We start from the raw sequence: 25,459 nt of genomic DNA, 5'->3' as shown, positions 1-25,459 counted from the left end.
AGAAAGGTATGTTCAATAAAATATTGTTGCCGGTTGATCTCCAGGACAAGCAAACTGCGCAAAAAGCCTTAATTGAAGCCAGTCATTATTTGGCAGGGGATGAGGGCGAATTACATGTAATGGCGGTACTGCCGGGACTGAATATGCCAATGGTCGCGGCGTACTTTCCGGATGATGCCGTAGAAAAGGCATTACATGGAATGAAGGCAGAACTACATGAATTGGTAAAGCGGACGGTACCTGAAGTAAAACACTGCAAGGAACATATCGGTGAAGGCAGCCCGGCTCGGGAGATCATCAAAGTCGCTGAGAAGATTAAAGCTGACCTCATAATCATGCCCAGCCACAACTATACCCGTGTCGAGAATATTCTGATTGGATCCGTGACATCTAAGGTGGTTGAGCGGGCGCATTGTTCGGTCATGGTGTTGCGAGAACTTCCTGTAAAATAATTTCAAAAAGGCGTTGACACCCAGGCGGGGATGCGTAGAATACGCCTCCTCGCTTGAGACGACAGGGTTCGCGAAACACTGAGCGGCTCTAGTGAGAAGGAGATAAGTTCTTGAAACTGAATAAGTTTCTGATGTAGAATCTGCCTCCTTGATCTCAACCGGATCGTTGTGAAGTGTTACGACACTGAAACAAAAAACGAAAAAAATGGTTGACATCGAAAATCGGCGTAGTAAGATATGCGCCTCGCTTGAGACAACAGGTTGCGCTACGGCGCGGTTGGCCAAGCCCGCTCTTTAACAAATTGATCAGGTAATATGTGTGGGCGCTTGTCAGGATTGAGCACGCAAAGCTTAATCAAGGCAAGCAACCTAACTGAATATTCATTTAGCGTTGTGTAATACCTTGAGCCGAGTCTGAAGGGATCATTCCTCCTTTCGTAAAAGACTCAACCAAAGATTTAAACTGAAGAGTTTGATCATGGCTCAGATTGAACGCTGGCGGCAGGCCTAACACATGCAAGTCGAGCGGCAGCGGGATCTAGCTTGCTAGATCGCCGGCGAGCGGCGGACGGGTGAGTAACGCGTGGGAATCTACCTGGTAGTGGGGGACAACAGTCGGAAACGACTGCTAATACCGCATACGCCCTTCGGGGGAAAGTGGGGGATCTTCGGACCTCACGCTATCAGATGAGCCCGCGTCGGATTAGCTGGTTGGTGAGGTAAAGGCTCACCAAGGCGATGATCCGTAGCTGGTCTGAGAGGATGATCAGCCACACTGGGACTGAGACACGGCCCAGACTCCTACGGGAGGCAGCAGTGGGGAATATTGGACAATGGGGGCAACCCTGATCCAGCCATGCCGCGTGTGTGAAGAAGGCCTTCGGGTTGTAAAGCACTTTCAGCAGTGAGGAAAGGTGTGTCGTTAATACCGGCATGCTGTGACGTTAACTGCAGAAGAAGCACCGGCTAACTCCGTGCCAGCAGCCGCGGTAATACGGAGGGTGCAAGCGTTAATCGGAATTACTGGGCGTAAAGCGCGCGTAGGTGGTTTGGTCAGTCAGATGTGAAAGCCCCGGGCTTAACCTGGGAACTGCACCTGATACTGCCAAACTAGAGTACGGTAGAGGGCAGTGGAATTTCCGGTGTAGCGGTGAAATGCGTAGAGATCGGAAGGAACACCAGTGGCGAAGGCGACTGCCTGGACTGATACTGACACTGAGGTGCGAAAGCGTGGGTAGCAAACAGGATTAGATACCCTGGTAGTCCACGCCGTAAACGATGTCAACTAGCCGTTGGGGGACTTGATCCTTTAGTGGCGCAGCTAACGCGATAAGTTGACCGCCTGGGGAGTACGGCCGCAAGGTTAAAACTCAAATGAATTGACGGGGGCCCGCACAAGCGGTGGAGCATGTGGTTTAATTCGAAGCAACGCGAAGAACCTTACCTACTCTTGACATCCTGCGAACTTGGTAGAGATACCTTGGTGCCTTCGGGAGCGCAGTGACAGGTGCTGCATGGCTGTCGTCAGCTCGTGTTGTGAAATGTTGGGTTAAGTCCCGTAACGAGCGCAACCCCTATCCTTATTTGCCAGCACTTCGGGTGGGAACTCTAAGGAGACTGCCGGTGACAAACCGGAGGAAGGTGGGGATGACGTCAAGTCATCATGGCCCTTACGAGTAGGGCTACACACGTGCTACAATGGCCGGTACAGAGGGCCGCGAACCTGCGAGGGTAAGCTAATCTCAGAAAACCGGTCGTAGTCCGGATCGCAGTCTGCAACTCGACTGCGTGAAGTCGGAATCGCTAGTAATCGCGAATCAGAATGTCGCGGTGAATACGTTCCCGGGCCTTGTACACACCGCCCGTCACACCATGGGAGTGGGTTGCACCAGAAGTAGCTAGTCTAACCTTCGGGAGGACGGTTACCACGGTGTGATTCATGACTGGGGTGAAGTCGTAACAAGGTAGCCCTAGGGGAACCTGGGGCTGGATCACCTCCTTAAACGATTGCGAAGTTCTGGCAAGCGTTCACACATATTACCTGATCGAAAGTTGAAGCAGACGGAGCTTTAAAACGTGTACTCATAGCTGAGTCCATCTTTTAAAGCTTCTTAGCTTTAAACGCTCTTTAACAAATTGGATCTGAAAGATTGTCTTGTATTGTTTGATACAAGCGCCAACCGGCGATAATCGTTACGAACCATTCATTTTTCCAGACGCCTTCGGGTTATATGGTCAAGTGAATAAGCGTGCACGGTGGATGCCTTGGCAGTCAGAGGCGATGAAGGACGTAGTAACCTGCGATAAGCCTCGGGGAGTCGGTAAACAGACTTTGATCCGAGGATTTCCGAATGGGGAAACCCACCCGCTTGCGGGTATCTCTTAACTGAATACATAGGTTTTGAGAGGCGAACCCGGGGAACTGAAACATCTAAGTACCCGGAGGAAAAGAAATCAACCGAGATTCCCTTAGTAGCGGCGAGCGAACGGGGACCAGCCCTTAAGCTGTGATGTGGTTAGCAGAACACTCTGGAAAGTGTGGCCATAGTGGGTGATAGCCCCGTATGCGAAAACCTATTTACAGTGAAATCGAGTAGGACGGGACACGTGTTATCCTGTCTGAATATGGGGGGACCATCCTCCAAGGCTAAATACTCCTGACTGACCGATAGTGAACCAGTACCGTGAGGGAAAGGCGAAAAGAACCCCTGTGAGGGGAGTGAAATAGACCCTGAAACCGTGTACGTACAAGCAGTGGGAGCCGTTTTCGGACGGTGACTGCGTACCTTTTGTATAATGGGTCAGCGACTTACTTTCAGTGGCAAGCTTAACCGTTTAGGGGAGGCGTAGGGAAACCGAGTCTTAATAGGGCGCCAAGTCGCTGGGAGTAGACCCGAAACCGGGCGATCTATCCATGGGCAGGTTGAAGGTTGAGTAACATCAACTGGAGGACCGAACCGACTACCGTTGAAAAGTTAGCGGATGACCTGTGGATCGGAGTGAAAGGCTAATCAAGCCCGGAGATAGCTGGTTCTCCTCGAAAGCTATTTAGGTAGCGCCTCATGTCTCACCTTGGGGGGTAGAGCACTGTTTCGGCTAGGGGGTCATCCCGACTTACCAACCCGATGCAAACTCCGAATACCCAAGAGTGCAATCATGGGAGACACACGGCGGGTGCTAACGTCCGTCGTGGAAAGGGAAACAACCCAGACCGCCAGCTAAGGTCCCAAAGTTCTAGTTAAGTGGGAAACGATGTGGGAAGGCTTAGACAGCTAGGAGGTTGGCTTAGAAGCAGCCACCCTTTAAAGAAAGCGTAATAGCTCACTAGTCGAGTCGGCCTGCGCGGAAGATATAACGGGGCTCAAACTAGACACCGAAGCTGCGGATGCCTTAGGGCATGGTAGAGGAGCGTTCTGTAAGCCGTTGAAGCGGAAGCTGTAAGGCACCGTGGAGGTATCAGAAGTGCGAATGCTGACATAAGTAACGATAAAGGGGGTGAAAAACCCCCTCGCCGGAAGACCAAGGGTTCCTATCCAACGTTAATCGGGGTAGGGTGAGTCGGCCCCTAAGGCGAGGCTGAAAAGCGTAGTCGATGGGAAACAGGTTAATATTCCTGTACCGCGCATAACTGCGACGGGGGGACGGAGAAGGCTAGGCCAGCGCGGCGTTGGTTGTCCGCGTTTAAGGGTGTAGGTTGAGGAGTTAGGCAAATCCGGCTCCTTAAGACTGAGACCTGATGACGAGACTCTTTATGAGTCGAAGTGGTTGATGCCATGCTTCCAGGAAAATCCTCTAAGCTTCAGGTTATGCGGGACCGTACCCGAAACCGACACAGGTGGTCAGGTTGAGAATACCAAGGCGCTTGAGAGAACTCGGGTGAAGGAACTAGGCAAAATGGTGCCGTAACTTCGGGAGAAGGCACGCCGGTGTTGGTGATGAGACTTGCTCTCTAAGCTGATGCCGGTCGAAGATACCAGGTGGCTGCGACTGTTTATTAAAAACACAGCACTCTGCAAACACGAAAGTGGACGTATAGGGTGTGACGCCTGCCCGGTGCCGGAAGGTTAATTGATGGGGTTAGCTTCGGCGAAGCTCTTGATCGAAGCCCCGGTAAACGGCGGCCGTAACTATAACGGTCCTAAGGTAGCGAAATTCCTTGTCGGGTAAGTTCCGACCTGCACGAATGGCGTAACGATGGCCACACTGTCTCCACCCGAGACTCAGTGAAATTGAACTCGCTGTGAAGATGCAGCGTACCCGCGGCTAGACGGAAAGACCCCGTGAACCTTTACTATAGCTTCACAGTGGACTTTGACATTACTTGTGTAGGATAGCTGGGAGGCTTTGAAGCTCGGACGCCAGTTCGAGTGGAGCCGTCCTTGAAATACCAGCCTGGTACTGTTGAGGTTCTAACTCAGGTCCGTAATCCGGATCGAGGACATTGTGTGGTGGGTAGTTTGACTGGGGCGGTCTCCTCCCAAAGCGTAACGGAGGAGCACGAAGGTACCCTCAGGCTGGTCGGAAATCAGCCAATGAGCGCAAGAGTAGAAGGGTGCTTGACTGCGAGACAGACACGTCGAGCAGGTACGAAAGTAGGTTCTAGTGATCCGGTGGTTCTGTATGGAAGGGCCATCGCTCAACGGATAAAAGGTACTCCGGGGATAACAGGCTGATACCGCCCAAGAGTTCACATCGACGGCGGTGTTTGGCACCTCGATGTCGGCTCATCACATCCTGGGGCTGAAGCCGGTCCCAAGGGTATGGCTGTTCGCCATTTAAAGTGGTACGCGAGCTGGGTTTAGAACGTCGTGAGACAGTTCGGTCCCTATCTGCCGTGGGCGTTTGAGATTTGAGAAGAGTTGCTCCTAGTACGAGAGGACCGGAGTGAACGAACCTCTGGTGTTCCGGTTGTCACGCCAGTGGCATTGCCGGGTAGCTACGTTCGGACGGGATAACCGCTGAAAGCATCTAAGCGGGAAGCCTCCTTCAAGATGAGATCTCACTGGACCCTTGAGGTCCCTGTAGAGCCGTCCGAGACCAGGACGTTGATAGGCTGGGTGTGTAAGCGTTGTAAGGCGTTGAGCTAACCAGTACTAATTGCTCGTGAGGCTTGACCATATAACGCCCAAGGCGTTTGAAATGAATGGTTAGAAAGATTATCGTAGCTCGTAAGAGCACCGGTTGAACGCTTGTAGCGACAACACAGACAGTCACGAATTTCAGATCTGATTTGTACCAGTTTTGCTTGGCGACCATAGAGACGTGGAACCACCTGATCCCATCCCGAACTCAGCAGTGAAACGCGTCATCGCCGATGGTAGTGTGGGGCTTCCCCATGTGAGAGTAGGTCATCGCCAAGCACTTATTTAAGCAGAACCCCGGTCTCGTTGAGGCCGGGGTTTTGCGTTATGGGGCGGTAGAACCGAGCGCAGAAAAGCAGCAGATGCTGGCTATGCCATTAGGAGAGCGAACTCATGCCTCCTTGCGGAAATGCGGCGGCATGAGTCCCCGCTGTTATTGCATGGTATCGATTAGGGATTCTCTTACCGACAGATAGTCGTATTCGGATATGGCCAGGAACCGAAGTGCTGCTTGTACACGGCTATTGGTATCGTTCGCTTGTATACGCCAGTAATAGCGGTACTCTGCACTGATATCCTGGGCCAGTGTCAGTACCGAAAGCAAATGGCGGCACTTCTCGCTGGCATCGATTCGATCTTCCAGCGTCTCAATTAGCTCGGGTTGCAACCGGATCGATTCGACGATGGCCTCTGGCAGGAACCAGCGCTCGGCCATCCGAGCTCCCAGCTGATAATGGGAAAAGCCATAGCGCGCGACTTCCTGCTGTTGGAGCGAGGTACAATCATAACCCTGGATATTACTTAGAAAGTCCCGGTAATCCTGGAACCCCTGCACCATCAGTGGAAGACCACAGTCATGCAGCATGCCCAGAGTATAAAGGTCATCCTGGTTAACTTTGAGGCCCAGTTTTGCTGTCAGTGCGATTGATAGTTGGGAAACGTCCTGTGCTGTATCCCAAAAACGCTCCATACGGCCGGTTTTGCTCAATGTATTCCGTAGAATGATTAAACGGACCATGCTGAAAACTTGGTTGATGCCAAGCAGGCTGAGTGCATGAGGGATCGAAGTGATCTGATTTGAGAGACCGTAGTAGGGGCTATTGATGACCTTCAGAATCGACGCATAGACAGCGACATCACTGCTGATCAAACGAGCGATGTGGGCTGTGTCCGGGTCATCCTGTTGGCACAGTCGGCTCAGCTGAAGCAGAACCTCAGGCTGTGGAGGAATCAATGAGCTAAAGGTGTTAGGCATGGTTTAAATCACCTGGGACGCATGTCTTGTGTGCATGTAAAGCCCCAAGTATAGTGCCGGGCTGGTCTGGATTCAGCAGGTTGTATGGTGAAAGTAGAAAACCCTCCCCGAAAACCCTTTGTTGCTCGAGGCTCAGGTGTCGTGAGGTGTGATGACTGTCGACTGCCTCAGGAAGTCTGCATCTGCGAGTGGCGTTACACAGTCCCGGCAAAGTGTCAGTTTTGGCTGCTGACACATCGATATGAACTGTATAAACCAACCAATACAGGCCGCTTGATTGTCGATTCGATAGCGCAGACCCGTATGTTTGAATGGTCCAGGACGGAGCCTACAGCAGACCTGTTGGCCGCGCTTGAGGATCAGCGGTATGCCCCCTGTCTGGTGTTTCCTGCGGGTGAGGATTACCAGCACAGGATGGTTGACGAGGTCGGAGGAGATGGGCGGATCCCGGTGTTTATAATCCTGGATGGAACCTGGCGACAGGCACGGCGGATGTTTCGCCATAGCCCATATTTACAGCACTTGCCGGTGATTGAGCCTCAGACTGAACGGTTGAGTCGCTACAAATTGCGACGCTCCACTATCGATCATCATCTTTGTACGGCAGAGGTGGCAGTTGCCCTGCTGGAACAGGTCGGTGATCAGGCGGCTGCCGATCATTTGGAAGAATATTTCGAGCGCTTCAACAGCAGTTATATCGCGACTCGCAGGCGCTGGGCCAAACGGGAGTTTGGCGAATAGACTCCCGTCTGACAAGGTGCCTTAGTGCGTCTCTTCAGCCGCTGGCTGCTCTTCGGCGCGTTGCTGCATCTGCTGAGCATAGAGCGCGTCAAAGTTGACCGGAGCCAGCATCAGCGGAGGGAAGCTGGCCTTGGTGACGAAGTTGTCGACTGCTTCACGTGCGTAAGGGAAGAGCAGATTAGGGCAGAAAGCACCCAGAGTGTGGTGCAACTCGGCGCCCTCGATACCGGCGATCAGGAAGATCGCGGCTTGCTGAACTTCAACCAGAAACGCGGTCTCGCCCGCATTCTTGGCTGTCACTGTCAGAGTCAGCACAACCTCGTGGTGGTTCTCATCCAGCGCATTGGTGCGCGTATTCATTTCCAGATTGATTTCTGGCTGCCACGGCTGAGTGAATGACTTGGCGCCCGCAGGTGTTTCCAGTGATGCATCTTTCAAGTAGACGCGCTGCAGTGCGAATTGAGGCTGGTTTGCAGTTGCTTCAGACATCTGAGAATCCTTGTATCGGTCTTGTTATGTTGGTTCAGCCGGCGAGCATTGGGTCGAGCTTGCCCTGACGCTCGAGTGCGAACAGGTCATCACAACCACCCACATGGGTTTGGCCTATGAAAATCTGAGGTACCGTACGTCGATTGCTCCGCTGCATCATTTCCTGACGCAGAGCCGGGTCGGCATCGACATCGATAGCCGTGTATTCCACCTGTTTGCTATCCAACAGAGCGACGGCACGGGTGCAAAAAGGGCACCAGCGCGTCAAATAGATAGTAACGTCAGTCATGGTTTTCACTTAATGATCGGCATGTTTTGGCCCTTCCACTCGGTCATGCCGCCACTGAGGCGCACAACCTGCTGGAAGCCGGCCGCTTTGAGTTTCTTGGCAGCGGTGCCTGCAGCCTGGCCGAGGTTACACACCACGATAACAGGCTTGTCCTTGAATTTGTCCAGTTCGCTCAGGCGGCGGTCAAGGTCGGCCAAAGGAATATGATGGGCATTGGTGATGCGACCAGTATCCCACTCCTTGCGGGTCCGAATGTCCAGTACGACACCGGACTCCTTGTTGATCAGTCGGGTGGCTTCAGCCGGGGTGACCGATTTGCCGGCCTTGCGCTTTTCGGTGGCCAGCAGAATGAGAAGTGTCAGTACCCAGGCACCGACCAGATAGTAGTGCTGTGTTGCGAATTCGATCAGGCGTTCCATAGTCATTCCGGTCAAAGGGACGGATAGAAAGTCAGCAAGTATACAATGCCACTGTGACAGCGATAAGGGCATGAACTCAAAACCTGTGCCTGAGTGGTTAGCTAATCGAGCCGCAAGACAGTAAAATAGTTGCCTGTTTTTTAATCGACCGGACAGACGTAGCACACCATGACAGAAGCACGCGCAACCAAGGCCTTGATTATTCTTGACGGCTTCGGCGTGGAGTCCACGCCCTCTTCAGCAATCGAAGCAGCCAATACCCCGACCTGGGACCGCCTGCTGTCGCAGAACCCCAATTCCCGAATCCAGACTTCCGGCATGGCGGTAGGCCTGCCGGATGGCCAGATGGGCAATTCGGAAGTGGGCCATATGAATATCGGTGCGGGTCGAACCGTGTACCAGAACTTTACCCGTATCTCCAAGTCGATCGCAGACGGCGATTTCTTTGAGAACAGTGCTCTGTGCGAAGCAATGGACAAGGCGATTGCAGCCGGGCGTGCCGTACATGTGCTGGGTTTGCTGTCACCTGGTGGTGTACACAGCCATGAAGAGCACATTTTTGCGCTGTTGGAAATGGCGGTTAAACGGGGTGCTAAAGAGGTGTATCTGCACGCAATTCTGGATGGGCGCGACATGCCGCCACGCTCGGCCGAACCCTCATTGCAGGCGGCTGAAGCGGTATTCAAACGACTGGGTACCGGCGCTATTGCCACTGTCATAGGTCGTTACTTTGCCATGGATAGAGACAACCGCTGGGATCGCGTCGAACAGGCCTATAACGCGATGACTCAGGGGCTGGCACCGCAACAGGCGGTATCTGCCGTTCAGGCGCTGGCGGATGCTTATGCCCGCGATGAAAACGACGAGTTTGTTCAGGCCACGGTTATCACGGATGCACAGGGTCAGCCGGTGGGAAGTGTTCAGGACGGTGATGCGCTGATCTGCGCAAACTTCCGTCCGGATCGTGCGCGCGAGATTACACGCTGCTTCGTGGAGGACAGCTTCGGTGGCTTTTCTCGACAGGTGCGTCCGGCACTGAGCGGCTATGTCATGCTGACTGAATATGCAGCCGACATCCAGGCGCCGGTGGCTTTCCCGCCGGAGGCGATCCGCAATGACCTGGGTGAGTACCTGTCCGGTTTGGGCAAGACCCAGTTGCGTATCTCCGAGACTGAAAAGTACGCCCATGTCACGTTCTTCTTCAATGGCGGCCAGGAAGCGGTTTACCCGGGCGAAGACCGGATTCTGGTTCCGTCCCCGCAGGTCGCTACCTACGACCTCAAGCCGGAAATGAGCGCGCCTGAAGTGACCGAGAAGCTGTGCGAAGCGATCCGCAGTGGCAAGTACGATCTGATCATTTGCAATTTCGCCAATGGTGACATGGTTGGACATACCGGCAACTTCGATGCAGCGGTGAAGGCTGTCGAAACGGTTGACCAAAGCCTGACTCAGGTGCTGGATGCATTGGCTGATGTACAGGGTGAAGCACTGATTACCGCCGACCATGGCAATGTGGAGCTGATGCGTGACCCCAACAGCGGGCAACCACACACAGCGCATACTACCTGGCCGGTGGCATTGATCTATGCCGGTCCGCGAACTGAGCAACTGACACTCGCCGACGGCGCTCTCTGTGATCTGGCTCCGACCCTGCTGGCCCTGATGGGGCTGGACGCACCGGCTGAGATGACCGGACGCTCTCTGGTCACACTGGCCTGAGCCCCACTGGAGTGCGATTTTTCCCCCGACTGCTGCTCCTGCTCTGCCTGAGCCTTGTTGGCTTGACGGTGCAGGCGGCACAGGATCCGGCCAAAACCGAGCAGCAGCTCAAGCAGGTCAAGCAGCAGATCAGTACGCTGCAAGCCAAGCTGGCCAAACGCAAGCAGGTGTTGGCCAAGGCCGAATCTGAACTGCGCAGTTTCGACAAGCGCATCGGGGCTGTAACGGCAGAGCTGCGTCAGCTGGATGACCGCCAACAACAGCTGGAGACGCGACGCGGCAGCCTCGGTGATGACGAGGCTCGGCTGGCGGCACAGTTGCAACAGCAGGAAGCGCTGATTCGCGATTTGCTTCGCGAACAGTACAAGCTCGGCCGTCAGCCTGCTATTGAGCTGCTATTATCACAGCAGGACCCTCAGCAGTTGTCGCGGATGCTGCACTACTACGACAGCCTCACCTCACGTTTAAGCGACGAGTTGCAATCCTATCGTGCGCGCTTGCAGCAGTTGACCGAGACGCAAAGCGCCATTTCGATGACGGACGATGAGCTGCTGGCAACACGTACACGGCTGCAGCAACAGCGCAAGGCACTGGCCGAGGCACGAGAAGGTCAGGCCCAGACACTCGCCACGCTGCGCCAGGCTCACCAGCAGGACAGTCGACAGCTTGGACGGCTGAAAGACGATCAGGCAGAGCTGGAGGCGGTCCTGAAGGAAATCCGCCGCTCACTGGAACAGATTCGGCTGGAGCAGGATGGACTTAAGTTCAGTCAACGCAAGGGCAAGATGGACTGGCCCGTCGCAGGTGGCGTCCAGCGTGCCTTTGGTAGTCGAGTCGATAATGTGTCTTACGAAGGGATGTTGATCTCGGCCAAGGCCGGCGCCACCGTAAAGGCGGTCCATCATGGTCGAGTGGTGTTTGCCGACTGGTTGCGCGGTTATGGTCTGGTCCTTATTCTGGATCACGGCAACGGCTACCTGTCACTCTATGGACATAATGAAAGCCTGCTGCGCGAGCCCGGTGAGTGGGTTGGTACCGGTGAGAGTCTGGCATTGGCGGGCAGCAGTGGTGGCAGTGCGGAACCCGGACTCTATTTCGCTATCCGATATAAGGGGCGTTCGATCGATCCGATCGTCTGGCTAAAACGGCGCTAACTTACCTGCAGGGAATCTGATGATGAAGCTTTTCAGTCGTGTACCACTCGCAGCTGCCCTTCTGGGCTGCACCCTGGGCCTGTCGGCTCCGGCTCTTGCAGAGGAGGTGGTTGAGAGCGAGCAAAAGGCCCTGCCCCTGACCGAATTGCGCATGTTTGCCGATGTGTTTGATCGCATCAAGCAGGCATACGTTGAACCGGTGGATGACCGTCAGCTGCTGGAAGATGCGATTCGTGGCATGCTGACAGGACTGGACCCGCATTCAGCCTATCTTGAGGCTGAAGCATTTGAAAGTCTGCAAATCCATACCACCGGCGAATTTGGTGGTTTGGGGATCGAAGTGGGACTGGAAGATGGCTTCATTCGCGTGATTGCACCGATTGACGATACCCCGGCGCAGAGAGCCGGTGTACGCGCTGGTGATCTGATCATCAAGCTTGACGATACGCCGGTACAGGGCATGGACCTGAATGAAGCGGTCGACATGATGCGCGGGGAAGTGGGTACGACGATTCGCCTGACGATCATGCGCGATGGGCGAGATCAGCCGCTGGAGCTGGACATTGTGCGTGATGTGATCAAGGTTGCCAGTGTGCGCCACGAGCTGCTTGAGCCCGGATACGGCTATCTGCGGATTTCCCAGTTCCAGGCCCATACCGGTGAGGACCTGATCGCGGCAATTCGCAAGATGCAGCAGGATGACGTCTTGAAAGGCCTGGTACTGGACCTGCGTAACAACCCTGGTGGGGTACTTCAGGCCGCGGTGGAAGTGGGTAATGCATTTCTCGATGAAGGTCTGATCGTCTACACCGAAGGCCGCCTGCCGAACTCTGAGCTGCGCTTCAGTGCCAGCGAGGAAACCGTGGCACCCGATACACCCCTGGTGGTACTGATTAACGGTGGCAGCGCGTCTGCCTCGGAAATTGTGGCGGGGGCTCTTCAGGATCACCAGCGGGCCGTGATCATGGGGACCGACAGCTTTGGCAAGGGCTCGGTGCAGACGGTGCTGCCGCTGGGCGAGGATCGTGCCATCAAGCTGACAACGGCACGTTACTTCACTCCGAATGGGCGCTCCATCCAGGCGCAAGGGATCAAACCGGATCTGCGTGTCGACGATGCCCGCCTGACACGGATTGAGGGAGGCAGTCGGATCAAGGAACGCGACTTGGCTGGCCATCTTGAGAATGGCACCAAGGGGGACGTGACCGAAACGGCGGAACAGTCCTCGGATCTGTCTGCACGGGACTTCCAGCTCTATGAGGCCCTGAATCTGCTCAAGGCGATGCAGATCCTGCAACGCAGCCAATCGAGCGGCTGAAATGACAAGGGGGCTTAAAGCCCCCTTGTCATTTTATGCCGGCCTGTCGATCAGGCCGTTAAGGGTCTGAACAACCCGGCAGCAAGACGGCCCCACTGTTCAGCCCAAAGCTCTGTAGGGCGGCGTTTGAACTCAGAGCGCACGAATTGACGAATCCTGCCTTCGGCCGCGGCCAGCATCAGGTTAGCGGCGGAGCCGGCAGGAATTTCGGTCCGCAGGCCTTCGCGCAGCTCGGCTTCCCGCATCACCTGCTTAAGCTGCGTCTCGAGGCGCTCAAACAACTGGTTGACCCTGACCCGCAGGCGCTCGGTCTCGCCTGAGAGGGCATCCCCGGTCAGGATACGTGCCATCCCCGGATTTTTTTCCACGAACGCCAGCAACAGCGTCAGGATCTGTTCGCACTGGCGTGTTGCGGATATCTCGGAGCCGATGATTAGCTTGATTCGTGAGAACAATGTCTCCTCGATAAAACCGATCAAGCCCTCGAACATCCGCGCCTTGCTGGGAAAATGGCGGTAAAGAGCGGCTTCGGATACGCCGACCTCGCGTGCCAGGGCGGCCGTGGTGATCCTCTGTCCGGGGTTGCTTTCCAGCATCTGTGCCAGCGCCTGCAGGATCTGCTCACGGCGGGATATCTTCTGTGCCTTGTCTGTCATGCCGCCGGAATCTGATTGCTGGTGTTGGTGATCAGGGTACCCACACCCTCGTCAGTGAAGATCTCCAGCATGCAGGCATGCTCGACGCGACCGTCGATGATGTGCGCGCTGCTGACACCGCTTTTCACCGCGCTCAGGGCGCAGTCGATCTTCGGCAGCATGCCACCGTAGATGGTGCCGTCCTCGATCAGCGCGTCCACCTGAGCGGTCGTCAGGCCGGTCAGGACATTGCCTTCCTTGTCGAGCAGACCTGAGATGTTGGTCAGCAGCATCAGCTTTTCGGCCTTGAGGACCTCGGCTACCTTGCCGGCAACCAGGTCAGCGTTGATGTTGTAGGCGTGACCATCCTCGCCGACACCGATGGGTGCGATGACCGGGATGAAGTCGGAATTCACCAGCATATCGAGGACCTGGACATTGACGCTTTCCACTTCGCCCACGTGGCCGATATCAATGATTTCCGGTGCTTCCATTTCCGGAGTCTTGTGCTTGACCTTCAGCTTGCGGGCGCGCAGCAGTTCGCCGTCCTTGCCGGTGAGGCCGATGGCCTTGCCGCCGGCAGTATTGATCAGGCCCACGATCTCCTTGTTCACCATGCCGCCCAGCACCATCTCGACCACATCCATGGTCTTGGAGTCGGTTACGCGCATGCCGTTGATGAAGTGGGATTCGATCTTCAGTTGCTCCAGCAGGCTGCCGATCTGAGGGCCGCCGCCATGAACCACGATCGGGTTGATGCCGATCAGCTTCATCATCACGATATCGCGGGCAAAGCTTTCCTTGAGCTTCTCGTCGATCATGGCATTACCGCCGTATTTGATGACGATGGTCTTGCCGACGAAACGCTGAATATAGGGCATGGCGACTGACAGCACGTCGGCGGTCGAGATCGCTTGGGTACGGGACAGAGGCATAATCTCTCCTTGCTTGGTCACATCCGGTTCAGGCGTCTGGAATCAGGAGCGCACTGTCGATGGCGCTCAGGCGGGCCTGAAACTCGGTCTTGATTCGATTGAGGGCATTGGCATTCTCCGCTTCGAAGCGAAGCACCAGCACGGGTGTTGTATTGGACGCGCGCATCAGGCCCCAGCCATCAGCATAGTCGACACGGACGCCGTCGATATGGCTGACGTTGCCACCCGGGAATTCGGCCTGCTGCAAGGCCGCGACCAGTGTGAACTTGTTGTCTTCACGTACTTCGATGTTGATCTCGGGAGTGCTGACGTCTTCCGGATAGGCGGCAAAGATGGCGTCGGCATCCTCGTGACGGCCAGACAGAATCTCCAGCAGACGAGCCGCGCTGTAAAGGCCGTCGTCAAAGCCATACCAGCGCTCCTTGAAGAAGATATGTCCGCTCATCTCACCGGCCAACAGGGCGCCACAGGCCTTCATCTGGCGTTTGATCAGCGAGTGGCCGGTCTTCCACATGGTTGCCTTGCCGCCTGCCTGCTCGATCACCTGCGGCAACAGGCGCGAACATTTGACGTCGAACAGGATCTCGGCGCCGGGATTACGGCTGAGCACATCTTCGGCGAACAGCATCATCACTCGGTCAGGATAGATCACATGACCGGAGGGGGTGATGACACCAACACGGTCGCCATCACCGTCAAATGCCAGACCCAGATCGGCCTGGTGATCCGCTACGGCCTTGATGGCATCCTGCAGGTTCTTCAGTTTGCCCGGGTCCGGGTGATGGTTGGGAAAGGTGCCATCCACATCACAGAACAGCGGGATGACTTCGCAGCCCAGTTGCTCGATCAGCGCCGGGGCCAGCTTGCCGGGAATACCGTTGCCGCAGTCGACGACGACCTTCATGCCACGCTTGAGACGGATGTCGCCCAGAATACGCTCAAGGTAGTCCTGCTCGACTTCCAGTGCCTCTTGCTGACCAGGGCCATCGACGTAGTCAGCCGCTTCGATACGGTCGGCCAGCGCCTGAATCTGGTCACCGGACAGGGTTTCACCGCCCAGCATCATTTTGAAGCCGTTGTAATCCGACGGGTTATGGCTGCCGGTGATCATGATCCCGGTCTTGTCGGTACGCTGATGGGCCGCGTAGTAGAGCACCGGGGTGGGGACATAGCCGATATCCAGCACTGTGCAGCCGCTGTCGGTCAAGCCCTGAATCAGGACCTCCTTCAACCGTGGGCCTGATAGTCGACCGTCGGCGCCGACTACAACTTCATGGATCTGCTTCGCGGCTGCTTCGGCCGCAAAGGCGCGACCGATGTGATAGACGCAGGCATCGGTCAGAGACTGATCGACGATGCCGCGGATATCATAGGCGCGGAAGATATCACGATCGAAGCTCTCAAGCGGATAAGGCATCAGCAGGCTTTCCCGTAGTCAGTAAGTGTTCACATAGATCAATCAGTGGCGACCGGATGAACCGAAGCCACCGGCACCGCGATCCGAGTCACTGAACTCGTCGACGATCTCGAATTCGGCCTGAACCACCGGGACCAGCACCATCTGTGCGATACGTTCTCCCGGCTCGATGGTGAAGGTGGTCTGCCCCCGGTTCCAGCAGGACACAAACAGCTGTCCCTGATAGTCGGAGTCGATCAGGCCAACCAGGTTACCCAGCACAATGCCGTGCTTGTGGCCCAAGCCGGAGCGCGGCAGGATCATCGCGCACAGGCTTGGGTCCTCGATATGAATGGCCAGACCGGTCGGAATCAGCTCGGTTTGGCCCGGCTCCAGCGTCAGTGCCTCATCAAGGCAGGCGCGCAGGTCGAGGCCGGCGGAACCCTCGGTAGCGTATGAGGGCAGGGGAATATCGCGACCGATACGGTCATTCAGGATTTTGACTTGCAGTGCTTTCATTTCGTGCTCTGATGATAGTGCTGGGCGATCTGTTCGATCAGTTGGCGTGCCAACTGACGCTTGGAAGCCTGGGGCAGGGCCACTTCGTCATCGGCGCTGACCAGGGTGACGGCGTTGTCGTCACTGTTGAAGCCGATATCCGGATTGGAGACATCATTGGCGACGATCAGGTCCAGACCCTTGCGGGCCAGTTTACTGCGCGCATAGCCGATGACGTCCCGGGTCTCGGCGGCAAAACCGACGGTGTAGGGGCGCTGCTCGCTCAGGCCAGCGACAGTGGCGACAATATCCGGGTTTTTGGTCAGACGAAGTTCCATGATCTCTTCGTTGCCCTTCTTGATCTTGTGCTCGGCCACCGAAATCGGGCGATAGTCCGCAACGGCGGCTGCCGCGATGAACAGGTCGCAGCCAGCGATGCCGTCCAGTGAAGCGGCGAGCATCTCCTCGGCAGTCTCCACCTGCACGCAGTCGACTCGTGACGGTGGTGTGAGGGTGACTGGACCGCTGATCAACTTGACGCTGGCACCCGCATCAACGGCAGCCTCGGCCAGCGCATACCCCATCTTGCCGGAACTGTGGTTAGAGATGTAACGCACAGGATCCAGAGGCTCTCGGGTGGGGCCGGCGGTGATGAACACGCGCAGGCCCGACAGGGCGCCATGTTCGAACTGTTCTGCGGCCAACTCTGCCAGCTCCTCAGGCTCGAGCATGCGTCCCGGCCCGGTATCGCCACAGGCCTGAGCACCAACACCGGGACCCAGCAGGGTAACACCCTGGGCCGACAGCTGGCGGACGTTATCCTGTGTGCGTGGGTCGCGCCACATCGCCTGGTTCATCGCCGGAGCCAGACAGATGGGGGCGTCGGTTGCCAGGCACAGGGTGGTCAGCAGGTCATCTCCCATGCCGGCGCTGAAGCGGGCGATGAAGTCCGCGCTGGCCGGTGCGATCAGGATCAGGTCGGCCCACTTGGCCAGCTCGATATGGCCCATGCCGGCTTCTGCTTCTGGATCAAGCAGTTGCAGGTGGACGGGGTGGCCCGACAGGGCCTGCAGTGTCAGCGGGGTGATGAATTCCGTGGCGGCCGGTGTCATGACGATGCGCACGTCGGCGCCAGCCCCCTTGAGCAGGCGGGTCAGTTCGGCACTCTTGTAGGCGGCGATGCCGCCGGTGATGCCGAGCAGGATGCGCCGGTTAGTAAGTCTCTGCATACCCTGAGTATCCGGTTGTTTCTCATCTTGGGACAGGGCGCTAAGATACCACTTCGGCTGGCCAAAGCGTAGGGACCCGTCAGCCGGTCAGGATCAACTCACAAGGAGGTGAGTATGGCGATAACGGATTGGCCGGCCGAGGAACGGCCGCGGGAAAAGCTCTTGGCGCGAGGGCCTGAAGCACTGTCGGATGCGGAGCTGCTGGCGATTTTTCTGCGTACCGGGGTGCAGGGCTGCAGCGCCGTGGACCTTGCGCGGAGAGTGTTGGAGCACTTCGGCGGTCTGAGGCCGCTGCTGGAGTGTAATGCCAGCGACTTCTGTGCAGCTCATGGGCTTGGGCCCGCCAAGTATGTGCAGTTACAGGCGGTGCTGGAGATGTCCCGCCGCCACCTTGAGGCACAACTGACACGGGAGTCGGCGCTGGAAAGTCCGGCGATGGTGCGACGCTATCTTGCCAGCCGGCTGCGTCATGAGCCGCGTGAAGTATTTGCCTGCCTGCTGCTGGACAACCGTCATCGGGTGATCCGCTACCAGGCGCTTTTTTTCGGTACCATCAATGCGGCCAGCGTACACCCCCGCGAAGTGGTTAAGCTGGCGCTGGCTCATAACGCCGCCGCGCTGATTCTGGCCCATAACCACCCATCCGGCGTTGCCGAGCCCTCGTTGGCGGATCGACAGATCACAGACCGCCTGATACAGGCGCTGGGGCTGGTGGAGATAAGGGTCCTGGATCACATCGTCATTGGCGATGGGGAGTCGATCTCCTTTGCCGAAAGGGGACTGATCTGAGTGGTTGGTGAAAAAATCGACAATTGTCTGGCCAAAAGGCGAGGGTGGCTGTATAATTCGCGGCCTTCTGTTCCTTAATGGTACGGTATTCTGTCCGGGTACGTTTGGACGCTCCGCCTGAGATCCTGCCGTTTGCTGGGTCAATAAACATCGAACAGAAGTTACTTAACCCTTTCAAGAAAGGTTTTTTACAATGTCTCGAGTTTGCATGGTAACGGGCAAGGGCCCGGTAACCGGGAACAACGTTTCCCACTCAAACCGCAAAACCCGTCGTCGCTTCCTGCCGAACCTGCACTGGCACCGTTTCTGGGTAGAAAGCGAAAACCGTTTTGTACGTCTGCGTGTTTCCTCCAAGGGCATGCGTATCATCGACAAGAAGGGCATCGACACAGTTCTGGCTGAACTGCGTGCCCGCGGCGAGAAAGTCTGAGGAGATTGAATCATGGCTAAAGGCGCACGCGAGAAGATCCGCCTGGTATCCTCTGCTGGTACTGGTCACTTCTACACTACTGACAAGAACAAGCGTAACACTCCGGACAAGTTCGAATTCAAGAAATACGACCCGGTTGTTCGCAAGCACGTGATCTACAAGGAAGCCAAGATCAAGTAATTGATTCTGGACTGGAGATCCCGGAACCCCGTAAGGCCCTGTGCTTTGCGGGGTTTTTTTATGCTGGTCTGGGCTGGGGCGTGTCAGCTAGGATAATGCTCATTACAGTTTTGCGAGGCCCCCAGTCATGTCCCTGTCACCCGGTCTGATCCGTTTCGTTCCCCTGGCGTTCGTGCTGTTGTGGAGTACCGGCTTCATCGGTGCGCGCTATGGCTTGCCCTATATCGAGCCCTTCTACCTGCTGCTGGTGCGTATGCTGATGACGCTGGTGGTGTTTGCTGGCTTGATACTGATGTTCCGCTCCCCCTGGCCAACGCCGCGGCAGGCGTTGCATCAAATGGTGACCGGAGCTCTGGTACATGGCTGTTACCTGGGCGGGGTGTTTGCCGCGATCAAATGGCAGCTGCCGGCCGGAGTAACGTCTATTCTGGTCGGCTTGCAGCCGGTGCTGACCGCCGTACTGGCCTGGAGCCTCTGGGGGCAGCGTCTACAGCTGAGGCAATGGCTGGGGTTGTTGCTGGGACTGCTCGGTGTCATGCTGGTGCTGGGCACCGGGCTGCAGCCGGGTCAGTTTGAAGTGCGCCTGGAAGCGGTATTGGCGGCGGCTGTGGCGTTGGTCGGCATCTCTGTCGGAACGCTGTACCAGAAGCGCTTTGGCACCGGAACCGATTTGCTGACAGGCTCCTTTTATCAGTACCTGTCTACGGCACTGATGATGGCGGTACTGACTTTCAGTTTTGAGACGCAGCAGATCGAATGGCATTCGGAGCTGATCGGGGCGTTGCTATGGCTGGTGTTCGGTTTGTCGGTCAGCGCCATTCTGTTGCTGATGTTGATGATTCGCGAAGGGGAAGTTTCCCGGGTTGCCAGCTATTTCTATCTGGTGCCGTCGGTCACGGCTCTTGAAGCCTGGTGGCTGTTCAATGAGCAGCTGTCGCCGCTGGCGCTGGGTGGGATGGTGCTGGCTGTGGCTGGCGTCTATCTGGTATTGAGAGCACGTCCAGCTATTTGATGTTGAGTCTCCCCATGGGTGTTGTTTTGAGGAGTATCCATGCCTGAATTGCCTGAAGTCGAGACCACCCGTCGAGGCATTGCTCCCCATGTTGAGCAATGCCAGGTGGTGGCATTGCGAGTGCGTCAGCCGCGTTTGCGCTGGCCGATCCCGGAGCAGCTGGCGCAGTGGATCGAGGGGGACCGAGTACAGCGAATCGAGCGTCGATCCAAGTATCTGCTGTTCCGCTTTGCCCGGGGTACGATGATTGTCCATCTGGGCATGTCCGGTAGCCTGAGAATTCTTGCCAGTGATGTGCCGCCCGGCAAACATGATCATGTGGATCTGGTGCTGGACTCTGGGCAGTTGTTGCGCCTGACGGACCCGCGTCGCTTCGGTGCCGTGCTCTGGCAGGAAAATGGTACAGAACACAGCCTGTTGACCACACTGGGGCCTGAGCCGCTCAATGACGCGTTCAATGCCGAGTACCTGCAGCAGAGCTGTGCTGGCCGCCGTACGGCCATCAAGGCGCTGATCATGAATGCGTCAGTGGTCGTTGGTGTGGGTAACATCTATGCCAATGAAGCGCTGTATGCTGCAGGGATCGACCCGCGCCGTGCCGCGGGCCGAATTTCGGCGGCACGGCTGGAACGGCTGACGGAAGCGATCAAGCAAGTGCTGGCAGCCGCGATTGAGCAGGGCGGTACCACCCTGCGCGACTTTGTCGGCGGTGACGGCAAGCCGGGCTATTTCAAACAGGAACTGCATGTATACGGTCGTGCCGGCCAGCCCTGCCATCAATGTGGCCAGCCACTGTCGGAAGTCAAGCTGAGTCAGCGCAGCACCGTATTTTGCCGTCAGTGTCAGCGCTAACCGGGGCAAGCAATGAATCGCAAGCGGGAAGAAAATGTCGATCTGCAGCGGCTGAACCTGAGACGCAAGCTGGGCATAGAGTCACAGCTTCGCCAGCGTGAAGTGATCACGATAGGTGATTTGCCACTGCATACCGAGTATTACCATCATGATACCGAGGCACCCTTGCTGCTGTTTCTCCCAGGCATCGGTACCTATTCCGAACTCTATGCCGAGCTGCTGCACGGCCTGTGCGAGCAGGGCTTCAACGTCGTGGGTGTTGATCTTCGCGGGCATGGCTATTCTGGGGGGCAACGCGGTCTCTACACCGTCGAGCAGGTGGTGGCCGACTGTATGCAAGTGATCGATCACTATCGCCAGATAGCCGAGGGACCGGTCTATCTCTATGGGTATTCGATTGGGGCTCTGCTGGCTGTTGCCGCCGCTGAGCAGGATCCCCGGATTGAAGCGGTCGTCTGCGGTACGCTGCTGGTGCCCGGAGTGGCGCCAGACATGCTGCACCAGCTTGGGTGGTCCTGGATATGGGGCAGCGCACTACTGATGCCCGGGGTGTCGTTGCCAATGAAAAGCTTCATCGATTACGACCGCCTTCTGGCAGGGCACCCAGCGGGAGAGGAGATCAATTCGGATCCAAGGATCGTGTTTGACTACCCGCTGAAAACCCTGTCGAGCCTGTTTACCCATCGTCTTGGTGTCATGCATGAGCGCTTTCGCTTTAGAGGTCTGATCATCCATGGCGAGCGTGATGAAGTCCTGCCGTTGAGCTACTCGGAGCGGGTTGTTGAGGTGCTGACACACCCCTTTGAATTGCAACCGGTGGAGGGTGAGGGGCATATGCTGCCCTGGGATGATCCTGCCAGGCTGATTCGTATGATCTGCCACTGGCTGCAGCCGGAGGCTGTCACCAAAGCTTAAGAAAGCGGTCACGCGGCTGTCATTCCCGACTGGCGACAATGCGAAGAAGCCAAGTCAGGGGTGTTTGCCATGAACCGTCTGCAGAAACTCAGCGCCTTCGATACGCGTGCCTTCCACTGGTGTAATGGTTACGGTCGTTCGCTGCCGGTACTGACCAGCAGTCGCTGGATCTCCCGTCTGGGTGACGGCGGGCTTTATCTCGTGCTGGGCATCGCCCTGGCGCTCTGGGAAGCGCAGGATGGAGAAGCCTTCCTGCTGGCCGGGCTGCTGGCCTATGCCATTGAGCTTCCACTCTATCTGCTGTTGAAAAACACCATCCGCCGAGACCGCCCCTGTCACCGGCTTGAGGACTTCCAGGCGGCGATCGAGCCTTCGGACAAATTCAGTTTTCCCTCTGGTCATGCTGCCGCCGCGTTCGTGTTTGCCATGCTGGTCGCCGAATTCTATCCGTCCATGATGTTGCCCGCCTTCGTGCTGGCGGGACTTGTCGGCGCGTCACGGGTGATGCTGGGCGTGCATTATCCCACCGATATCGCCGCCGGTGCGTTGTTGGGGATTGGCACCGGGCTGTTGGGGCTGGGCCTCTGGGGGATGCTCTGATGCGGATTCTCTACGGGGTGCAGGCAACGGGCAATGGCCATATCACTCGGGCGCGAGTGCTGGTGCCTGCGCTGGAGGCCTGTGGTGTCGAAGTGGACCTGCTGTTCAGCGGCAGGGAGCCTGATCGCCTGTTCAACATGGAGCCTTTTGGTGACTATCGGGTGTACCCGGGGTTTACCTTTGTCACCGAGGCCGGGCAGGTTCGCCGGCTGGAGACGCTGAAACGGAGCCGGCCCCTGAGGTTTTTTCGCGACTATCGCCAGCTGGATCTGGATGGCTATGACCTGGTCCTGAGTGACTTTGAGCCGATCACGGCCTGGGCGTCGAGACGGCAAGGAGTGCCTTCGCTGGGTATAGCTCATCAGTACGCCTTTCATCACCCTATCCCGGGGACCGAATCCGCGCCCTTGCTGAAGCCGTCGCTCCGTTTTTTCGCGCCGGTCGATGACGCCATCGGGGTGCACTGGCATCACTTCAACGCACCAGTACTGCCACCGCTGATTGCCCCTTCTCCCTATCCGCTGACGGAAGAAGAGAACAAGATTCTGGTCTATCTGCCGTTCGAGTCGGTCGACGAAACACTGTATCTTTTGCGCGACTTTCCACGCTACCGCTTTCGCATCTACTGCAATATCGCTGCGCCTGAACGGCGTGGACATCTTGAACTGGAGCCTTTTTCGCGTGATGGCTTTCAACAGGATCTGTGCAGTTGCGCTGGCGTAATCGCCAATGCCGGCTTTGGCCTGTGCAGCGAAGCGATTCAAGCGGGCAAGAAGCTGCTGGTAAAGCCTTTGAAATGCCAGATTGAGCAGCGATCGAATGCCGTGGTACTGGAGCAGTTGGGGCTGGGCCGGAGCGTGCCGGTGCTGGAGGCCGCAGCGGTGGAAGACTGGCTTTCTCAGGCATCGGCAGCTCCCTCTCGCTGGCCGGATGTGGCTTCGGGGTTGGCCGGCTGGATCAGCTCCGGGCGTCAGGTGCCGATTCAGAGTATGGCCGATGAACTCTGGTGTACCGATAGCGGAAACAGGCTATCCCTTTGCTGAACTGGCCTTAATTCATGTCCAGAGCCAAAATGCCCGCTTTTGGCTGGAGAACATGGCATGGTAGCGGGAATCATTCTGGGCCTGATGGCGGCCAGCCTGCAGGCTTTAAGCTATCTTTTCTCTGCCCGGTTTGGCCTGCGTTACCAGGCTTCGCCCGTGACCCTGCTGGTACTGATGCATGTCTGGATCGGTGCTGTGGCTCTGCTGGCGTTCCCTTTCCTGTGGCATCCACAGATTCTTGGCAGCACGAAGTGGCTGCTGCCGCTGGGCGTCATGACGTTCTCCTATCTGTTGGCGCAGCTGGCGCTGTTCCAGTCACTGCGGCATGCCGAAAGTTCACGGGTTTCGCCACTGCTCGGCCTCAAGATCATGGTGCTCGCCTTTCTGGGCAGTGTCTGGCAAGGCGAGCATTATTCCGTTCTGCAATGGGGAGCCGTGGCACTGTGTGCGCTTGGCGGGATATGGCTCAGTCGCAGCGGTGGCTCCATCCCCTGGCAGGCATCGGGCTGGATCGGTCTGGCCTGTGTAGGCTATGCCCTGTCCGATCTGTCGGTGGTTTATCTGGTCCGGGCGTTTGATCAACTGGAGTTGTTGCACGCGGCAGTGCTCAGCGTGGCGATGAGTTATCTGCTGTGTGGATTGGGGTGCCTGCTTTGGTGGCCTCGTCTGACGCAGCGCCACTTGATACTGCAGAGCACACCGGTCGCGTTGAGCTGGTTGTTGGCGATGGTCTGTCTGTTTACCTGCTTTGCACTGCTGGGAGCGGTTTTCGGCGGTATAGTGCAGTCTGGCCGGGGGTTGATCTCGATCCTGTTGGGGTTGCTGGTGGTGCGACTCGGCTGGAGTGCCGGTGAGCAGAGTTCAGACCCAAGGGTACTGATTCAGCGATTACTGGCGGCAGGACTGATGCTCGTAGCCATCGTGCTCTTTGCGCTTGGAGGAAATACGGTTGCACTCTGATGAGTGCCACTCAAGGGGCATCTTCCGGCAATCGAGCCTTGCCAATGAGCAATCGTCAGTAACGGGGGAGTAAAGCGAGCAGGTAATGGGGACAGTCAGACCAAGAAGGTGGGGGCCATCTGATAAGCGAAAGAAGTGCGTTGATCCATCAACACACTCCTTCCTCTGGCTGTCCTATCCGTGCGGTCGAGAGGCTTCTTGCCTGGTACATCCTGTATTCCTGTACCGCTGCGGGGCCATCCAAATATTCATTCCCTGAACAGGAGATCCACAATGACCATTATGACGATCAGGGAAATTCTGGATATAGGAATTTTTCCTATTTTTTGGTTCAGGCCAGTTTAACGACCTCGTCCACCAGCCGGTTGATGCCAGAGGCGGCCTCGGTGATGGAGCCCGCCAGCATATAGGCCGGCGTGGTTACAATCTTGCTGGAGCTGTCGACGACGATCTGGTCCACACTGCAATTCTGGTGTTGGCCGCCCATGGCGTTGATCGCACCGGCGACGCCTTCGTCGTTACCGATGGTGCATTGAATGCCGGTGCCCAGCAGCTTGGGAATCATGGCCGGTGCGATACAGATGAGACCGACCGGCTTGCCGGACTGGTGGATGGCGCGTGCGAAGTGCACCAGGTCGTCGTTGATACTGCAATTGATACCGTTGACGGCAAAATCGCTCAGGTTCTTGGCGGCACCGAAGCCTCCCGGGATGATCAGCGCGTCAAACTCATCCGGGTTGGCATCTGCCAGGTCCTTGATGTCACCACGTGCCAGTCGAGCCGCCTCGACCAGAACATTGCGTTTCTCCCCTTCGGCGACTTCTCCGGTCAGGTGGTTGATAACATGCAGTTGCTCGATATTGGGCGCGAAGCACTGGTAGCGCACGCCGTTATGTTCCAGACGCAGGAATGTCAGCACTGATTCGTAGATTTCAGAGCCATCGAATACGCCGCTGCCGGACAAGATCACCGCAATATTTTTCATGTTTTCTTATCTCCTAAGTTCCTGGCCTGTTGAGAGCTGACGGGCATTGCCAAGCGTCATGTCGAAGTTGTCACAGATTACGT

General features: G+C 56.7%; 24 protein-coding genes and 3 rRNA genes. 17 read left to right on the top strand and 10 right to left on the bottom strand.

What is annotated here, in order from left to right; genetic code table 11:
• The first annotated feature begins 8 nt into the window (after positions 1-8).
• The 4 genes from LN244_RS16180 to rrf all read left to right on the top strand — a co-directional run bounded on the left by LN244_RS16180 (position 9) and on the right by rrf (position 5,812).
• On the top strand, positions 9-452 hold the full coding sequence (locus tag LN244_RS16180) for a universal stress protein (RefSeq protein ID WP_239040779.1): 444 nt from the start codon (positions 9-11) through the stop codon (positions 450-452).
• A 460-nt stretch (positions 453-912) separates the two neighbouring features.
• Positions 913-2,454, top strand: a 16S ribosomal RNA gene (locus tag LN244_RS16175).
• A 231-nt stretch (positions 2,455-2,685) separates the two neighbouring features.
• Positions 2,686-5,570: ribosomal RNA gene (locus LN244_RS16170) — 23S ribosomal RNA — on the top strand.
• Between the two features lie 126 nt (positions 5,571-5,696).
• Positions 5,697-5,812: ribosomal RNA gene (gene rrf, locus LN244_RS16165) — 5S ribosomal RNA — on the top strand.
• The 16S, 23S and 5S rRNA genes sit together here, the layout of an rRNA operon.
• Positions 5,813-5,966: 154 nt before the next feature.
• Here the strand turns inward: rrf and LN244_RS16160 are convergent.
• On the bottom strand, positions 5,967-6,788 hold the full coding sequence (locus LN244_RS16160) for an HDOD domain-containing protein (RefSeq protein ID WP_239040778.1): 822 nt from the start codon (positions 6,786-6,788) through the stop codon (positions 5,967-5,969).
• An 84-nt stretch (positions 6,789-6,872) separates the two neighbouring features.
• Here LN244_RS16160 and LN244_RS16155 point away from each other — a divergent pair, with 84 nt between their 5' ends.
• A complete protein-coding gene (locus LN244_RS16155) occupies positions 6,873-7,529 on the top strand; it encodes a tRNA-uridine aminocarboxypropyltransferase (RefSeq protein ID WP_239040777.1) in 657 nt (218 codons plus the stop codon).
• Between the two features lie 21 nt (positions 7,530-7,550).
• Here the strand turns inward: LN244_RS16155 and secB are convergent, their stop codons facing one another.
• The 3 genes from secB to LN244_RS16140 are packed head-to-tail and all read right to left on the bottom strand — an operon-like array spanning position 7,551 to position 8,726.
• Positions 7,551-8,018 carry a protein-export chaperone SecB gene (gene secB, locus LN244_RS16150; RefSeq protein WP_239040776.1) on the bottom strand — a complete coding sequence of 156 codons (468 nt, stop codon included), beginning with the start codon at positions 8,016-8,018 and terminating at the stop codon, positions 7,551-7,553.
• A 34-nt stretch (positions 8,019-8,052) separates the two neighbouring features.
• Positions 8,053-8,307, bottom strand: coding sequence for a glutaredoxin 3 (grxC, locus tag LN244_RS16145; RefSeq protein ID WP_239040775.1), 255 nt, complete (start codon positions 8,305-8,307; stop codon positions 8,053-8,055).
• 5 nt (positions 8,308-8,312) lie between these two features.
• Positions 8,313-8,726: a rhodanese-like domain-containing protein gene (locus LN244_RS16140; RefSeq protein WP_239040774.1), complete on the bottom strand. Its 414-nt coding sequence runs from the start codon at positions 8,724-8,726 to the stop codon at positions 8,313-8,315.
• A 168-nt stretch (positions 8,727-8,894) separates the two neighbouring features.
• Between LN244_RS16140 and gpmI the strand changes: the two genes are divergently transcribed.
• Genes gpmI through LN244_RS16125 form a run of 3 tightly spaced genes read left to right on the top strand, consistent with a single transcriptional unit; the run spans position 8,895 to position 12,917 of the window.
• Positions 8,895-10,445 (top strand): 2,3-bisphosphoglycerate-independent phosphoglycerate mutase, encoded by a 1,551-nt coding sequence (gpmI, locus tag LN244_RS16135; protein ID WP_239040773.1) that lies wholly within the window; start codon positions 8,895-8,897, stop codon positions 10,443-10,445.
• Between the two features lie 11 nt (positions 10,446-10,456).
• Positions 10,457-11,599: a murein hydrolase activator EnvC family protein gene (locus tag LN244_RS16130; RefSeq protein WP_239040772.1), complete on the top strand. Its 1,143-nt coding sequence runs from the start codon at positions 10,457-10,459 to the stop codon at positions 11,597-11,599.
• Between the two features lie 22 nt (positions 11,600-11,621).
• Positions 11,622-12,917, top strand: a complete 1,296-nt coding sequence (locus LN244_RS16125; RefSeq protein ID WP_239042439.1) for a S41 family peptidase — start codon at positions 11,622-11,624, stop codon at positions 12,915-12,917.
• A gap of 50 nt (positions 12,918-12,967) precedes the next feature.
• Here LN244_RS16125 and slmA read toward each other — a convergent pair whose 3' ends face one another.
• From slmA to coaBC, 5 genes are read right to left on the bottom strand one after another with little or no spacing between them, the layout of a single operon-like run.
• Entirely contained in the window at positions 12,968-13,573 is a 606-nt protein-coding gene (gene slmA / locus LN244_RS16120) for a nucleoid occlusion factor SlmA (RefSeq protein WP_239040771.1), read from the bottom strand.
• Complete coding sequence (argB, locus tag LN244_RS16115) at positions 13,570-14,487, bottom strand: acetylglutamate kinase (RefSeq protein ID WP_239040770.1); 918 nt, start codon at positions 14,485-14,487, stop codon at positions 13,570-13,572. The genes slmA and argB overlap by 4 nt, the downstream gene beginning before the upstream one ends.
• 28 nt (positions 14,488-14,515) lie before the next feature.
• Positions 14,516-15,904: a phosphomannomutase/phosphoglucomutase gene (locus LN244_RS16110; RefSeq protein WP_239040769.1), complete on the bottom strand. Its 1,389-nt coding sequence runs from the start codon at positions 15,902-15,904 to the stop codon at positions 14,516-14,518.
• Positions 15,905-15,946: 42 nt separating this feature from the next.
• On the bottom strand, positions 15,947-16,402 hold the full coding sequence (gene dut / locus LN244_RS16105) for a dUTP diphosphatase (protein ID WP_239040768.1): 456 nt from the start codon (positions 16,400-16,402) through the stop codon (positions 15,947-15,949).
• Positions 16,399-17,610, bottom strand: a complete 1,212-nt coding sequence (coaBC, locus tag LN244_RS16100) for a bifunctional phosphopantothenoylcysteine decarboxylase/phosphopantothenate--cysteine ligase CoaBC (protein ID WP_239040767.1) — start codon at positions 17,608-17,610, stop codon at positions 16,399-16,401. Before coaBC ends, dut begins: the two co-directional genes overlap by 4 nt.
• Before the next feature lie 114 nt (positions 17,611-17,724).
• On the opposite strand from coaBC, the gene radC reads away from it, so the two are divergent.
• From radC to LN244_RS16055, 9 genes are all read left to right on the top strand, one after another.
• The gene (radC, locus tag LN244_RS16095; RefSeq protein ID WP_239040766.1) at positions 17,725-18,399 is read left to right on the top strand and encodes a RadC family protein; all 675 of its coding nucleotides are present in this window, start codon (positions 17,725-17,727) and stop codon (positions 18,397-18,399) included.
• A 193-nt stretch (positions 18,400-18,592) separates the two neighbouring features.
• On the top strand, positions 18,593-18,829 hold the full coding sequence (gene rpmB / locus LN244_RS16090; RefSeq protein WP_239040765.1) for a 50S ribosomal protein L28: 237 nt from the start codon (positions 18,593-18,595) through the stop codon (positions 18,827-18,829).
• A gap of 12 nt (positions 18,830-18,841) precedes the next feature.
• Positions 18,842-19,009, top strand: coding sequence for a 50S ribosomal protein L33 (rpmG, locus tag LN244_RS16085; protein WP_027854336.1), 168 nt, complete (start codon positions 18,842-18,844; stop codon positions 19,007-19,009).
• 127 nt (positions 19,010-19,136) lie between these two features.
• A complete protein-coding gene (locus LN244_RS16080; protein WP_239040764.1) occupies positions 19,137-20,021 on the top strand; it encodes a DMT family transporter in 885 nt (294 codons plus the stop codon).
• 39 nt (positions 20,022-20,060) lie between these two features.
• On the top strand, positions 20,061-20,873 hold the full coding sequence (mutM, locus tag LN244_RS16075) for a bifunctional DNA-formamidopyrimidine glycosylase/DNA-(apurinic or apyrimidinic site) lyase (protein ID WP_239040763.1): 813 nt from the start codon (positions 20,061-20,063) through the stop codon (positions 20,871-20,873).
• 12 nt (positions 20,874-20,885) lie between these two features.
• A complete protein-coding gene (locus tag LN244_RS16070; protein ID WP_239040762.1) occupies positions 20,886-21,788 on the top strand; it encodes an alpha/beta hydrolase in 903 nt (300 codons plus the stop codon).
• A 69-nt stretch (positions 21,789-21,857) separates the two neighbouring features.
• Positions 21,858-22,388: a phosphatase PAP2 family protein gene (locus tag LN244_RS16065; protein WP_239040761.1), complete on the top strand. Its 531-nt coding sequence runs from the start codon at positions 21,858-21,860 to the stop codon at positions 22,386-22,388.
• A complete protein-coding gene (locus LN244_RS16060) occupies positions 22,388-23,431 on the top strand; it encodes an MJ1255/VC2487 family glycosyltransferase (RefSeq protein WP_239040760.1) in 1,044 nt (347 codons plus the stop codon). Before LN244_RS16065 ends, LN244_RS16060 begins: the two co-directional genes overlap by 1 nt.
• A 57-nt stretch (positions 23,432-23,488) precedes the next feature.
• Positions 23,489-24,391 (top strand): EamA family transporter, encoded by a 903-nt coding sequence (locus tag LN244_RS16055; protein ID WP_239040759.1) that lies wholly within the window; start codon positions 23,489-23,491, stop codon positions 24,389-24,391.
• Between the two features lie 331 nt (positions 24,392-24,722).
• Here the strand turns inward: LN244_RS16055 and elbB are convergent, their stop codons facing one another.
• Complete coding sequence (gene elbB / locus LN244_RS16050) at positions 24,723-25,376, bottom strand: isoprenoid biosynthesis glyoxalase ElbB (protein WP_239040758.1); 654 nt, start codon at positions 25,374-25,376, stop codon at positions 24,723-24,725.
• Between the last annotated feature and the right edge of the window lie 83 nt (positions 25,377-25,459).

This window comes from Marinobacterium sediminicola, from assembly GCF_022343685.1.
In the GTDB taxonomy this organism is placed as follows: Bacteria; Pseudomonadota; Gammaproteobacteria; order Pseudomonadales; family Balneatricaceae; genus Marinobacterium; species Marinobacterium sediminicola.
This window is presented reverse-complemented; position numbering and strand designations above follow the sequence as displayed.